At 54.2% G+C, this 12,443-nt stretch carries 12 protein-coding genes; 8 read left to right on the forward strand and 4 right to left on the reverse strand.

Annotation, left to right across the window (positions count from 1 at the left end):
• Positions 1 to 70 precede the first annotated feature (70 nt).
• A complete protein-coding gene (locus B1C80_RS09370) occupies positions 71 to 1,576 on the forward strand; it encodes a peptide MFS transporter (protein WP_077920804.1) in 1,506 nt (501 codons plus the stop codon).
• 199 nt (positions 1,577 to 1,775) lie between these two features.
• Here the strand turns inward: B1C80_RS09370 and B1C80_RS09375 are convergent, their stop codons facing one another.
• A complete protein-coding gene (locus B1C80_RS09375; RefSeq protein ID WP_077920805.1) occupies positions 1,776 to 2,021 on the reverse strand; it encodes a type B 50S ribosomal protein L31 in 246 nt (81 codons plus the stop codon).
• A 477-nt stretch (positions 2,022 to 2,498) separates the two neighbouring features.
• Between B1C80_RS09375 and B1C80_RS09380 the strand changes: the two genes are divergently transcribed.
• From B1C80_RS09380 to B1C80_RS09390, 3 genes are all read left to right on the forward strand, one after another.
• The gene (locus B1C80_RS09380) at positions 2,499 to 4,979 is read left to right on the forward strand and encodes a ribonucleoside-diphosphate reductase subunit alpha (RefSeq protein WP_077920806.1); all 2,481 of its coding nucleotides are present in this window, start codon (positions 2,499 to 2,501) and stop codon (positions 4,977 to 4,979) included.
• A 377-nt stretch (positions 4,980 to 5,356) separates the two neighbouring features.
• A complete protein-coding gene (locus B1C80_RS09385) occupies positions 5,357 to 5,800 on the forward strand; it encodes a cold-shock protein (RefSeq protein ID WP_077920807.1) in 444 nt (147 codons plus the stop codon).
• Between the two features lie 123 nt (positions 5,801 to 5,923).
• Positions 5,924 to 6,112 (forward strand): hypothetical protein, encoded by a 189-nt coding sequence (locus B1C80_RS09390; protein ID WP_077920808.1) that lies wholly within the window; start codon positions 5,924 to 5,926, stop codon positions 6,110 to 6,112.
• Between the two features lie 106 nt (positions 6,113 to 6,218).
• Here B1C80_RS09390 and trxA read toward each other — a convergent pair whose 3' ends face one another.
• Both trxA and B1C80_RS09400 read right to left on the reverse strand, forming a co-directional pair.
• A complete protein-coding gene (trxA, locus tag B1C80_RS09395) occupies positions 6,219 to 6,524 on the reverse strand; it encodes a thioredoxin (RefSeq protein ID WP_077920809.1) in 306 nt (101 codons plus the stop codon).
• Positions 6,525 to 6,601: 77 nt separating this feature from the next.
• Positions 6,602 to 7,876: a bifunctional 3,4-dihydroxy-2-butanone-4-phosphate synthase/GTP cyclohydrolase II gene (locus B1C80_RS09400; protein ID WP_077920810.1), complete on the reverse strand. Its 1,275-nt coding sequence runs from the start codon at positions 7,874 to 7,876 to the stop codon at positions 6,602 to 6,604.
• A 327-nt stretch (positions 7,877 to 8,203) separates the two neighbouring features.
• Here B1C80_RS09400 and B1C80_RS09405 point away from each other — a divergent pair, with 327 nt between their 5' ends.
• From B1C80_RS09405 to B1C80_RS09415, 3 genes are all read left to right on the forward strand, one after another.
• Positions 8,204 to 10,087 (forward strand): gliding motility-associated C-terminal domain-containing protein, encoded by a 1,884-nt coding sequence (locus tag B1C80_RS09405; RefSeq protein WP_161492746.1) that lies wholly within the window; start codon positions 8,204 to 8,206, stop codon positions 10,085 to 10,087.
• Between the two features lie 78 nt (positions 10,088 to 10,165).
• Positions 10,166 to 10,501 (forward strand): YbaB/EbfC family nucleoid-associated protein, encoded by a 336-nt coding sequence (locus B1C80_RS09410; RefSeq protein WP_077920812.1) that lies wholly within the window; start codon positions 10,166 to 10,168, stop codon positions 10,499 to 10,501.
• Between the two features lie 66 nt (positions 10,502 to 10,567).
• A complete protein-coding gene (locus B1C80_RS09415) occupies positions 10,568 to 11,605 on the forward strand; it encodes a glycosyltransferase family 2 protein (protein WP_077920813.1) in 1,038 nt (345 codons plus the stop codon).
• Positions 11,606 to 11,636: 31 nt separating this feature from the next.
• On the opposite strand, the gene B1C80_RS09420 is transcribed toward B1C80_RS09415, so the two are convergent.
• Positions 11,637 to 11,858 (reverse strand): PspC domain-containing protein, encoded by a 222-nt coding sequence (locus B1C80_RS09420; RefSeq protein ID WP_077920814.1) that lies wholly within the window; start codon positions 11,856 to 11,858, stop codon positions 11,637 to 11,639.
• A gap of 339 nt (positions 11,859 to 12,197) precedes the next feature.
• Between B1C80_RS09420 and B1C80_RS09425 the strand changes: the two genes are divergently transcribed.
• Positions 12,198 to 12,404 carry a cold-shock protein gene (locus B1C80_RS09425; RefSeq protein WP_077920815.1) on the forward strand — a complete coding sequence of 69 codons (207 nt, stop codon included), beginning with the start codon at positions 12,198 to 12,200 and terminating at the stop codon, positions 12,402 to 12,404.
• Positions 12,405 to 12,443: the final 39 nt, after the last annotated feature.

A 12,443-nucleotide genomic window follows, 5' to 3' on the forward strand; every position in this document is an offset into this window, starting at 1 on the left:
CTTTACAGTTATTTTTTTCGTTTACATACCTATATTATTTGGTTTATCAACCGACTTTAGACCCACTTGCATGGAAGCAGTAAGTAATAAAACGGCCGGTCAGGCCACCCTTTTCGGGCATCCGATGGGGCTTTTCGTTTTGTTTTTCACCGAGATGTGGGAGCGGTTCAGCTACTACGGGATGCGGGCCATCCTGCTGCTCTTCCTGATCGATAACGTACGGGGCGGCATGGGCCTGAGCGAGCCGGAAGGGGCTGCTATCTACGGCATCTATACCGCATCGGTGTATCTACTGTCGCTGCCCGGCGGCTGGATTGCCGACAACCTGCTGGGTCAGCGGAAATCGATCTGGTACGGTGGTATCATTATTATGCTGGGTCATATCATTCTGGCCGTACCGGCGGGTCCGGGGCTGTTTTATGCCGGTTTGTGTACGGTGGCCATCGGCACCGGTCTGCTGAAGCCGAATATCAGCAGTATTGTGGGGGAGTTATACCCCGAAGGTGGCGCCCGTAAAGATGCCGCCTTTTCTATTTTTTACATGGGCATCAATACCGGCTCGCTGCTCGGCATCTCGATTGTGGGGTATCTGGGCGAGAAAGTGGGCTGGCATTATGGCTTCGGTGCGGCTGCAATAGCCATGTTTCTCGGCGTTATCACCTACCGTACCTTCGGGCAGCGCTACCTGGGCGATCGGGGCCAGTACGTAGCCAAGGAACCGACCGAAGCAGGGCAGTCGTCGAGTGGCAACCGGTCGATGCTGATCTTCGTGGCGGTGCTGGTAGCCCTGCTGGCCGGTTTGCAGCTGACGGGCGTACTGGACCTGACAACGGCGCAGGGGCTGGCCAAGGCCATGGGAACCATTATCTCGCTGATTGCACTGGGGTATTTCACGTACATTCTGGTAGCGGGTGGGCTCGATGCCACCGAGAAAAAGCGGGTAGTCGTGCTGTTTGCGTTCTTTCTGGCCGCGGCCATGTACTGGGCCGGTAACGAGCAGCAGGGCTCGTCGCTACAGATTTTTGCCAGCCGTTATACGGACCTGAACCTGTTTGGCTGGCAGATGCCATCGAGCTGGTTCCAGAATCTGAATCCGGCATTTATCCTCATTTTTTCGCCGGTGCTGGCCGGGCTGTGGGTGTTTCTGGCTAACCGGAAGATTGACTTCTCGGTACCGGCCAAGTTTGCCACGAGCCTGATTCTGCTGGGGCTGGCTTACGTGGTCATGATTGTGGCGGCAAAGCTGGCCCTGACCGGTGTGCGTACGTCGCCCCTGTACCTGACGTCGACGTATCTGTTCTTTACGCTGGGCGAGCTGTTCCTGAGTCCGGTAGGGCTGAGCGCCTTCTCCAAGTTGTCGCCGAAGCGGTATACCAGCCAGCTGATGGGAATCTGGTTCGTTGGGTCATCGCTGGGTAATCTGATTGCCGGACTCTTTGCGGGCGGATTCGACGAAGAAAACGTGAGCCAGATGCCGGAGCTGTTTCAGAGTGTAGCTCTGTTTACGCTGGGGGGAGGGGTCGTTATGTTTCTCTTCTCGCGGGTACTGAAAAAGTGGATGGGCGGTATCGAGTAATAGAACCAGTGCTGAACGGGTGCTGGTCTGGCCGGAAGGCTGGGCCAGCACCCGTTTTTATGTAGCCCCGGGAGGGGAAGCTGTTGCGTAGGGAGCCGGACACAGAAAAACCCCCAACCCGACTGGCGGATTGGGGGTCTGGGTATATCAGCAACATTGGCTGGTCAGCAGATGACTCGGGCCGAACGGCTGATAAACGTTATGCTTTGGTACCGTAACGCTTGCGGAACTTGTCCACACGGCCGGCCGTATCGAGCAGTACGTTCTTGCCCGTATAGAACGGGTGCGACTGCGAGCTAACTTCGATCTTAACGAGCGGATAGGTCTGGCCCTCGAACTCGATCGTGTCTCTGGTCTGAACCGTTGAGCGCGTCACGAATTTATAATCGCTCGACAGGTCGTGGAATACCACATCGCGGTAGTCCGGGTGAATGCCCTTTTTCATGATTTATTCTCAGTTTCTTGTCATCTTCTCGGTTTCCGTCCGAAAAGGATTGCAAAGGTACGGTCTTTTTGGTAGACCCACAAACGTTTTTGCGGCTTCTTTTACGGGTTAGAAATCAATCGAATAAAGTTGATCCGTTGCCTAATAATGGCGTAACAAACCGTTGCCTGAGTCGGGCTTTTCTTCTACCTTTCGGTACCGAATACCTCCTCTCGAGACCAGGCCCCGGCGCTGGTCCAGCCTGAAAAAATCGCTTAATTTTGTTTTGGAAAGAAGCAGCTGCCGTAACGGGTTGATAAGTATCTAGAAACGACGGCTTAACAATTTCTTAACCCTGGCGGTAGATTTGAATCTTTCTGTGAAACCAGAAAACACCCGAACCTTCAGGTGTGATTTTCTGTCTATTTGAACATAACTGAACCAGCTTACTGCGCGCATTTATCATTTCTTTATAGATAACCACTAATCCTAGAACGTATGTACGTAATCAAACGCGATGGCCGCCGGGAGTCGGTCAAGTTCGACAAGATTACCGCCCGCATTGAAAAGCTGTGCTATGGCCTCGACCCAGCCTATGTGCAGCCGGTTGAAGTTGCGATGAAAGTCGTGAACGGCCTCTACGACGGCGTTAAAACTACCGAACTCGATAACCTGGCCGCTGAAACAGCCGCGTCGATGACGACCAAACATCCGGACTACGCTATTCTGGCGGCCCGGATTGCCATCTCGAACCTGCATAAGGAGACCAACAAGTCATTTTCGGGAACGATCAAGCAGCTCTATCACTACGAGGACCCGAAAACAGGTGAGAACGCGTCGCTGATCTCGCGTGAGGTATATGACGTAGTACGTAACAACGCAGCCCTGCTCGACTCAACCATCATCTACGACCGCGATTACGGCTATGACTATTTCGGCTACAAAACGCTCGAAAAATCGTATCTGCTGAAAATCAACGGCCGCATTGCCGAGCGCCCGCAGCACATGCTGATGCGCGTAGCCGTCGGTATTCATATGGAAGACGTTGAGGCCGCCATCGAAACCTACAACCTGCTGTCGGAGAAGTGGTTCACCCACGCTACGCCTACGCTCTTCAACGCTGGTACGCCCAAACCGCAGATGTCGAGCTGCTTCCTGCTGACGATGAAAGATGACAGCATCGATGGCATCTACGACACCCTGAAGCAAACCGCCAAGATCTCGCAGTCGGCGGGCGGTATCGGTCTGAGCATTCATAACGTTCGGGCTACGGGTACCTATATCAAAGGCACCAACGGTACCTCGAATGGTATTGTACCGATGCTCCGCGTTTTCAACGATACGGCTCGCTACGTTGATCAGGGGGGTGGTAAGCGGAAAGGTTCGTTCGCTATCTACCTGGAGCCCTGGCATGCCGATATCTTCGAATTCCTGGACATGAAGAAGAACTCCGGGAAAGAAGAAGCCCGCGCCCGCGATCTCTTCTATGCGCTCTGGACGCCCGATCTGTTCATGAAACGGGTCGAAGACAATGACGTCTGGTCGCTGTTCTGCCCGCACGAGTGCCCCGGCCTGGCCGATTGCCATGGCGAAGAATTCGAAGCCCTTTACGAGCGCTACGAGCGCGAAGGCCGTGCCCGCCGGACGGTGAAAGCCCAGGAACTGTGGTATAAAATTCTGGAGTCGCAGACCGAAACCGGTACGCCCTACATGCTGTTCAAGGATTCGGCCAACAAAAAGTCGAACCAGCAGAACTTGGGTACCATCAAGTCGAGTAACCTCTGTACCGAGATTATCGAGTATACCGCTCCCGACGAGATTGCGGTCTGTAACCTGGCCTCGATTGCGCTGCCGAAATTCATCAAGCGCGATCCCGATGGTGTGATGCGTTTCGATCACCAGAAGCTGTATGAGGTAACCAAAACGGCTACGCGCAACCTCAACAAAATTATCGACATCAACTATTACCCGGTAGAAGAGGCTCGCCGGAGCAACATGCGTCACCGCCCCATTGGGCTTGGCGTACAGGGGCTGGCCGATGCGTTCATCATGCTGCGGATGCCGTTCGAGTCAGACGAAGCCCGCCGGCTGAACGAAGATATTTTCGAGACGATCTACTTTGGCGCCATGACCTCGTCTATGGAGCAGGCCAAAGAATCGGGTCCGTACGAAACCTGGAAAGGCTCGCCTATTTCGAAAGGAATCTTCCAGTTCGACATGTGGGGCGTAAAACCCAAGTCGGGCCGCTGGGATTGGGAAGGCCTGCGCAACGAAGTGGTTGAACATGGGGTGCGGAACTCGCTGCTGCTGGCTCCCATGCCAACGGCGTCGACCTCGCAGATCCTGGGCAACAACGAGTGCTTCGAGCCGTATACGAGCAACATCTACACCCGTCGCGTACTGTCGGGCGAGTTTGTGGTGGTGAACAAACACCTGCTCAAAGACCTGGTGAAGCTGGGCCTGTGGAACGATGCCATGAAGAATAACCTGATTCTGGCCAACGGATCGGTACAACAGATTCCGAACATTCCACAGCACATCAAGGATCTTTACAAAACAGTTTGGGAGATCAAACAGAAGCACATCATCGACATGGCCGCCGACCGGGGCGCGTACATCTGCCAGTCGCAGTCGCTGAATATTCACATTCAGGATTCGAACTTCGGCAAGCTGACGTCGATGCACTTCTACGCCTGGAAAGCGGGTCTGAAAACGGGTATGTACTACCTCCGTACGAAGGCCGCTGCCGATGCCGTCAAATTCACCGTTGTTCAGCCCCAGGCCGAACCGCAGCTGGAACCGGTTATGGCCGAAAGCGCCCCCGTTGAGAAGCCACTCGACTACGTGCAGTACGCCAAAGATCACGCGACCAACGCCCAGCCCACGCCGGTGCCGATGGTCACCGATCTCGAACAGCAGTATGCCGCCATGACCTGCTCACTCGACGACCCCGAAGGTTGCGAAATGTGCGGCTCGTAAGCCAGCTTCGTTTATTAAAAATAAGACGCCTGACCCCACTACGGTCGGGCGTTTTGTTTAGGCCCGGAACAGGCTAGGGTTGAACGTATATGTACATCCGTTCAGATAAATGTATTATCTCTATCTGTACACTCTGACAGCGGATTAGGCTGATACGGGTAACCAGGGCGGATCACGGTACCAATTAGTGCAACCGGTTTTGCGGTGTTCGTGAATAATATTTAAAAAGTACAACTTATTTCGAAACAATACGGTTGATTAGTAGTGGGGGGTATAAACCCACCCGGATTGGCGGCCATCGGCGCACAGATACCTTCACCTCTCCGAAACAAGTCCCGGCGAAGCACGTCGGATAATCTCATCTAATACCATCCAGAATGGAGACATTTAGTAAAAAAGAAAAAGAAAAAGCAAGACAGAAGAAACGCAAGGACAAAGAAGAAAAAAGAGACGAACGTCGGGCCAATGCGCAGAAAGGGCAGGGTCTCGACGAGATGATGGCTTATGTTGACGAAAACGGCAACATCACCTCAACGCCCCCCGACCCCCGTAAGAAGAGAGTCATTGATGTGGAGAACATCCAGATCGGTGTGTCCAAACAGGAAGATGCAGCCCCTCAGGAGGCTGTCAGACAAGGTATAGTAACGTTCTTCAACGCATCGAAAGGCTACGGATTTATTCGTGATCTGCAGAGCCAGGAGAGCATATTCGTACACATGAACGGGTTGCTCGATGCGGTTAATGAACAGGATAAAGTGAGCTTCGAAGTGACGCGTACACCGAAAGGGCCCAACGCGGTTGAGGTCAGAAAAACTGCGTAGCGTAATCCGGCCGGACCGCTCTACCAGTATCGCTGTTTCACTGACCAGAAACAGACGTATAACGGGTTGGCCATTCAGACACGGTGCCGAAAGGCACCCATTTTCATTCTTATCAGCTAAGTCATGAGTAAACCCGTGTATACGTCCATTCCGCCTACCACCGATACTATTTACTGGCAGCTTAAGTACTCCGACGGCAAGACCAGTATCTATATCCCTCGTGACAAAGAGCTCGATCGGCAACTGAAAGTTAAGTTTCAGGCCGAAGTAGCCGCCCGGACGTCGATCAAGCGAAAGCGGGAAAACCGATAACTGTTACTCAGGTAGCGAATCATACACGGCACTGGCTATACGATATACGTAGCCGGTGCGTACGTATGTAAACGCGCCAACAGCGCACAGGCAGCAGTGACCTCCGCTACACGCTGTGTTGCTTGACCAGCCCCTCGAGGGTATGCAGCGGCTGAACGCCCGACTGCCGCCAGACAATTTTGCCGTTTTTGAACAGAATCATGGTCGGAATGCTCCGGATCTGATACTGATTGGCGGCTGCCTGGCTATGATCAACGTTAACTTTCACCACGCGAACCTTGTCGCCTACGCGCTCGGTAAGCTGTTTCAGAATAGGGGCCTGCTGCTTGCAGGGGCCGCACCAGTCGGCGTAGAAATCGACCAGCACCGGCGTTTCGCCGTGGATAAGGTCATGAAACGATGGCTTTTTCATGTGGTGTTGCGGTCTGGATGTCTGCCGGTTTCGGTCATTGCCTGCAACGAGGCTTATACCGAAACCGGCAAATCGACTTATTGTTCTTCGTTTACCGGCTCGTTCATGATGGTATGACCCATCTTGTCGCGTTTGGTCCGGAGGTAGTATTCGTTATGCGGGTTGGCAGGAATCTCGATCGGAACCGTCTCCACGATTTCGAGTCCGTAGCCCATCAGGCCCGCCCGTTTTTTGGGGTTGTTCGAGATGAGCCGCAGTTTACGAACGCCCAGGTCGCGCAGAATCTGGGCGCCGACGCCGTAATCGCGCGCATCCATCGGCAGACCGAGTTCCAGGTTGGCTTCTACCGTATCGCGGCCCATTTCCTGGAGTTTGTAGGCTTTCAGTTTGTTGAGCAGCCCGATGCCGCGCCCTTCCTGGAACATATAGACCACCACGCCTTTCCCTTCGGCCTCCACCATCTTCAGCGATGCGTGCAGTTGGGGTCCGCAGTCGCAACGGCATGAGCCGAAAATGTCGCCGGTAACGCAGGACGAGTGAACGCGCACCAGCACGGGCTCGTTCGGTTCCCAGGTTCCCTTCACCAGCGCCAGGTGAGTATCGTCGGTATTGCTTTGCTTGAACGCGATCAGGTCAAAATGACCAAATTCGGTGGGCATATTCACACCGATCTGCCGCTGAATCAGGCTTTCGGTCCGGAGCCGGTACTCAATCAGGTCCTGAATACTGATCAGTTTCATGCCAAACCGGTCGGCCAGTACCCGGAGTTCGGGCAGGCGGGCCATAGTGCCGTCTTCGTTGAGCACCTCGATCAGCACACCCACCGGCGAGAGCCCCGCCAGCCGGGCCAGATCGACGGCGGCTTCGGTATGGCCGGCTCGCCGAATAACGCCCCCCTCCACAGCCCGTAGCGGGAATATATGGCCGGGCCGACCCAGATCGTCGGGAGTCGTGGCCGGATCGACCAGCGCCTGAATGGTTTTAGATCGGTCAGAAGCCGAAATACCGGTCGTGCAGCCGTGGCCCAGCAGATCGACCGATACGGTAAAGGGGGTTGTATGAACGGACGTGTTGCTGCTGACCATCATGTCGAGCCCCAGTTCGTCGCAGCGTTCCTGGGTCAGGGGCGCACACATGAGGCCGCGAGCCTCTCGAACCATGAAATTGACCATCTCGGGCGTAATCATTTCTGCTGCGCAGATCATATCGCCTTCGTTTTCGCGGTCTTCATCGTCTACCACCAGCACAATTTTGCCTGCTTTGATATCCGCAATAGCCTCTTCGATGCGGTCGAGCCGGATAGGGGCTGGTTCGTTCTGGAACTCGGCAGACTTGGTACTATTATTGCTCATCTGTTTGGTTGATGCGTGTCAGTGGAAGTATCTTTGGTAGTTGCTTTTGTATCTACTCAACGGCAGAATCGGCAGTTGTCACTCTGAAAACTGATTTCGGGAAAGATACGTTTCGACCAACGCGAAAATGTAAGCCGGAACGTTTTTAACGCTAGACACTGCGCCATCTATAGGAACGATAAAAATTTACTTTCTGTGCGAATGATTCGATTGTGGCTGACCGGAGTAGAGGCAACTGTTCACACAATTTACTGGTTTTTAGCGGTTTTATCTGGCTTCATGTGCCTGTCTGGTTCCAGTCTGGCTCAGGTCGGTCAAGAACCTAATGTGTGCGTTAACCCCGGCGGTGCGGCTCAGGGCGGCTTTTCACTCGATAAAGCTAGTGTCTGCGTAGGTACGCCCATCCAGATCGTCAGCGTGCCGGCTACGGTTGCCAACGTGGCCTACACCTACGAGTACGATGGCAACGGTATTCCCGCCAACCGGACCGCGGCTACCACGTATACTTATACCAAACCAGGCTCTTATACAATTCTTCAGGTGGGTAGTGGCGGGGGCCAGGCTACCGGAACCATTGCCTGTAAAACCGTTACCGTACTACCCACAGGCCCCGTCAGCTTCTCTGTCAGAACCTGTTCGGACCGGCGGGCGGTTGTCGATGTCACGCTGGATGAAAACTCGAATAAATATGATAGTTATATCATAGATTGGGGCGATGGAAACCGGCAGGAACGGCCCCGGAGCTCCATAACCACGCAGCAGACGCATACCTACCTGAATCCGGGAACGTATACGGTGATCATTACCGGGCGGTATGCCGCCTTGACCGATTGTACGCCTGTGCCCGCTCGCTCGGCTCCGATCAACTTTGCTACGACAGCCCAGCCGCTGATCACCCGACTAACTACGGTCAGTGACAATTCGATCTCTGTTCAGTATCAGGTCAGTTCGGGTACTACGGTAGAGCTGTACCAGAAAGATGCATCGGGCGTGTATGCGCCTACCGGGCAGAGCGGAAACGGGTCAACTCCCTTCACGGTGCAGACCAATGCCAGGGAGGTACAATGTTTTCAGCTGGTGGCGCAGGATGCCTGTAACAGCGCCGGTGTCCGGTCCGACGAGGTATGTAGTCTGGTGCTTAACGCGCAGGCCGCCAGTAAGCAGAATAACCTGAGCTGGCAGCCTTATGCAGGGACAGTAACCACCCTCAGACCCTTCCGTTCGTATCGTCTGACCCGCAATGGAGCGCCGATTGGAGGCCTGCTGACCAGCCGGTCCGCGTCATCTTACGTCGATAATAATCGCATCGAATGCGGAGTCGCTTACTGTTACACGATCGAAGCCAGCGCTGGCCCAACAATGATCACATCGGCGCCGGTCTGCGTGACGGGTATTAACGGAGACGTTCCCGGTGAGTTTCGGAACGTAACCGTTTCGGTCGAGAACAACCAGCCCCGTCTGGTGGTCTCGCTGCCCGTCAGCGGCACGTCGGCCAGCTATACGCTGGTGGTGAACCGGACCGACGGGCAATCGGGCGGTATGCAGACCGTAGGGTCGGTGGTCAATCGAAACACGTTCGTCGACGAGTCGGCCAATGCATCGGCGGGTTCGTACTGCTACGAGGTTACCTACCGAAACAACTGCGGCCTCACTTCACCCCCGTCGAAGCCGGTTTGTACAGTACACCTGGCTTCGAACAGCAGCGCCAGCATCGACTGGACCGCCAATTCGCCCTTCCTGACGGGACCGGTAGCCAACTATACCGTAGAGGTCATCGATTCGCTCAACGGTACCAAGCGCGAAATTCCGGTCAGTGGGAATACGCGTTACGAGCCGGACCAGAATGATCCAAACCTGCAATCGCAGCGGTATCGGATTATTGCCGTGTCGAGCGGGGGGCTGGTGAGCTATTCGAACTTTTTCACCCTTCGGCGCGAGGCCCGGATTCTGGTGCCCGACGCGTTTACACCCAATGGCGATGGTACCAACGATACGTTTGTGGTCAAAGGCATTTTTGTCGATCAGTTCCGGATGACGATCTACGACCGCTGGGGTAGCGTCATCTACAGTACAACCGATAAAAACCAGGGCTGGGACGGTACTGTCAACGGTCAGCAGGCGGCAGCCGGGCAGTATATGTACCAGATCGAGGTTCAGGACCTGACCGGGCAGAAAACTGTTCGGCCCGGTGCGTTGTTGTTAATACGCTAGCGGGCGCATCCGGCCGGTAACCGGCCAGGTGGTAGGGCTCACGCGGAGGCAGTACTGACCATAAGAATCGAAACTACTATGAATATGATGGATATGTTCGGGAAGATGAAGGAAGTTCAGTCCCGAATGAAAGAAGCTCAGGAAGGCCTGCGGAACGTAACCGAAACCGGCGAGTCGGGGGCTGGCCTGGTGAAAGTAACCGTAAACGGGCTGAAAAACGTGTTGAGCATGGAGATCGATCCCGACCTGCTAAAGTCGGCCGACGACCGCGAGATGTTGCAGGATCTGATCGTAGCGGCTACCAACAAAGCCATGCAGAACGTTGAGACCAAAGCCCGCGATCACCTGCGGCAGGCCACAGATGGGCTTTTACCCAACATACCCGGTCTGAATTTAGACGGACTCATGTCTTAAAAGTTGATAAGTTTGCAGCGGAATGGGCGGTTTGCTGCCCGGACCGCTGCAAACTGCCCACCCATTTTGGATTCCCTCGCACTCGTCATTCTTAATTATAACGGTCAGTCATTCTTAGCCAAGTTTCTGCCTGCCGTACTTGCCCATGCCGATGGCCATCCGGTTTACGTAGCCGATAGTGCCTCGACCGACGGTTCCATTGCCTTACTTCGTGCTCACTTTCCGACCGTGCGGGTTATCGAACTGGCGCGTAACGAAGGGTATGCCGGGGGGTATAACCGGGCTCTCGACTACATCCGTACGAACGAGGCCCCGTTCGATTATTACGCTCTGATTAACTCCGATATTGACGTAACGCCCGGCTGGCTCAGCCCGATCCTGTCTGTAATGGCATCCAGCCCGACGGTGGCGGCCTGTCAGCCTAAAATCAGATCGTACCAGCAGCGCGACCTGTTCGAGCATGCAGGAGCCGCTGGTGGGTTCGTCGACTGGCTGGGCTACGTTTTTTGCCGGGGGCGCGTGTTTGCTACCTTCGAAGCCGACCAGGGGCAGTATGACGATAACCGGCCCGTATTCTGGGCAACGGGCGCCTGTCTGTTCGTGCGGGCCAAGGTTTTTCACCAGACTGGCGGGTTCGATGCCAGCTTCTTTGCCCACATGGAAGAGATTGACTGGTGCTGGCGCGTACAGCGGCTGGGCTACGAAGTCTGGACCTGCGGGCAGTCGGTGGTGTACCACGTGGGGGGCGGCACGCTGCCTAAGTCAAACCCGCACAAGACCTACCTGAATTACCGCAACAGCCTGTTTATGCTGTACAAGAACTGGCCTGCCGACGGCCGGCTGTGGCTACGTATATTCCTGCGGCTGGTCCTGGATGGTCTGTCGTCGCTGCTGTTCGTGAAAGTAGGGCAGTGGCGTGACGTATGGGCGATCATTCGCGCCCATTTTGCGTTCTATGCTCACCTGCCGCAGTTGAACCAACAGCGCCGGGCACTCAGGCAGCAACAAACCCATGCTGTCAGCCTGTTTCCACGCAGCATCGTATGGAGCTATTTTGGGCAGGGCAAAAAGACCTACCGCGACATTGTAGATAACAGGAAATAAGGGCGTGATAGCCTGAACGGCCGGCGCTATACTACAGCTCCCAGATAGTGGGGTGAGCGTGTCGGCGCAGGTGCTTGTTCATCTCCAGCCAGAACGCCAGAATCAGATACAGCACAACCGGCGACCCGAGCGTCAGGAATGACGTATAAATGAAATAAAGCCGGATGCTGCTGGCCGAGATATTCATCTTCTCGCCAAGGCGCGAACAGACACCGAAGGCCTGTTTTTCAACGAAATATCTTATCTTTTCCATGCCGACTAAATAAGTCCGTAATACCTGTATACGTTTACCGAACGTAGCAAAAATAACGCAAAGGTGCTATAGATTGTTTACCGATAACACAGAAATAGCGTCAGAAGCCCGTAAGAAGGCCAAAAAAATAGGTACTGGCTATTTGAAGTCGGAACATTTTTATTTTCTTTGTGTTGTAACGGGGCCGACACTTACGTGTAGTGTTGGTACTCGTGCGTAAACAAAGCCCGCTGATCCTCAACCCAGTACCCCGGCCAGTAGGCACCCTCTGGAACCTGTTTCGCGTCTTTGTTACTAACTGACCCTTTGTATGTTTAATTGTTTAATTGTTTAAGTTTTATGCAAACAGGTGTAGTAAAATTTTTCAATGAAAGTAAAGGGTACGGCTTCATCGTAGAAGACGATACCAACCGGGACATTTTCGTTCACATTACTGGTTTAAACGGAATCACCATCCGCGAGAAAGACCGGGTACAGTTTGAAGTGGTTGACGGGAAAAAGGGACTTAACGCGGTTAAGGTAAAGAAATTAGAGTCGGACTATTAAGCCTCTATGGCCGACTAAAAAGAAACCCTGCCCGGTTGC

This window comes from Spirosoma sp. 209 (assembly GCF_002006735.1).
In the GTDB taxonomy this organism is placed as follows: domain Bacteria; phylum Bacteroidota; class Bacteroidia; order Cytophagales; family Spirosomataceae; genus Spirosoma; species Spirosoma sordidisoli.

Coding starts and splice junctions, on each gene's coding strand:
- B1C80_RS09370 (WP_077920804.1), top strand. CDS start 71: ATGGAAGCAGTAAGTAATAAAACGGCCGGTCAGGCCACCCTTTTCGGG.
- B1C80_RS09375 (WP_077920805.1), bottom strand. CDS start 2,021: ATGAAAAAGGGCATTCACCCGGACTACCGCGATGTGGTATTCCACGAC.
- B1C80_RS09380 (WP_077920806.1), top strand. CDS start 2,499: ATGTACGTAATCAAACGCGATGGCCGCCGGGAGTCGGTCAAGTTCGAC.
- B1C80_RS09385 (WP_077920807.1), top strand. CDS start 5,357: ATGGAGACATTTAGTAAAAAAGAAAAAGAAAAAGCAAGACAGAAGAAA.
- B1C80_RS09390 (WP_077920808.1), top strand. CDS start 5,924: ATGAGTAAACCCGTGTATACGTCCATTCCGCCTACCACCGATACTATT.
- trxA (WP_077920809.1), bottom strand. CDS start 6,524: ATGAAAAAGCCATCGTTTCATGACCTTATCCACGGCGAAACGCCGGTG.
- B1C80_RS09400 (WP_077920810.1), bottom strand. CDS start 7,876: ATGAGCAATAATAGTACCAAGTCTGCCGAGTTCCAGAACGAACCAGCC.
- B1C80_RS09410 (WP_077920812.1), top strand. CDS start 10,166: ATGAATATGATGGATATGTTCGGGAAGATGAAGGAAGTTCAGTCCCGA.
- B1C80_RS09420 (WP_077920814.1), bottom strand. CDS start 11,858: ATGGAAAAGATAAGATATTTCGTTGAAAAACAGGCCTTCGGTGTCTGT.
- B1C80_RS09425 (WP_077920815.1), top strand. CDS start 12,198: ATGCAAACAGGTGTAGTAAAATTTTTCAATGAAAGTAAAGGGTACGGC.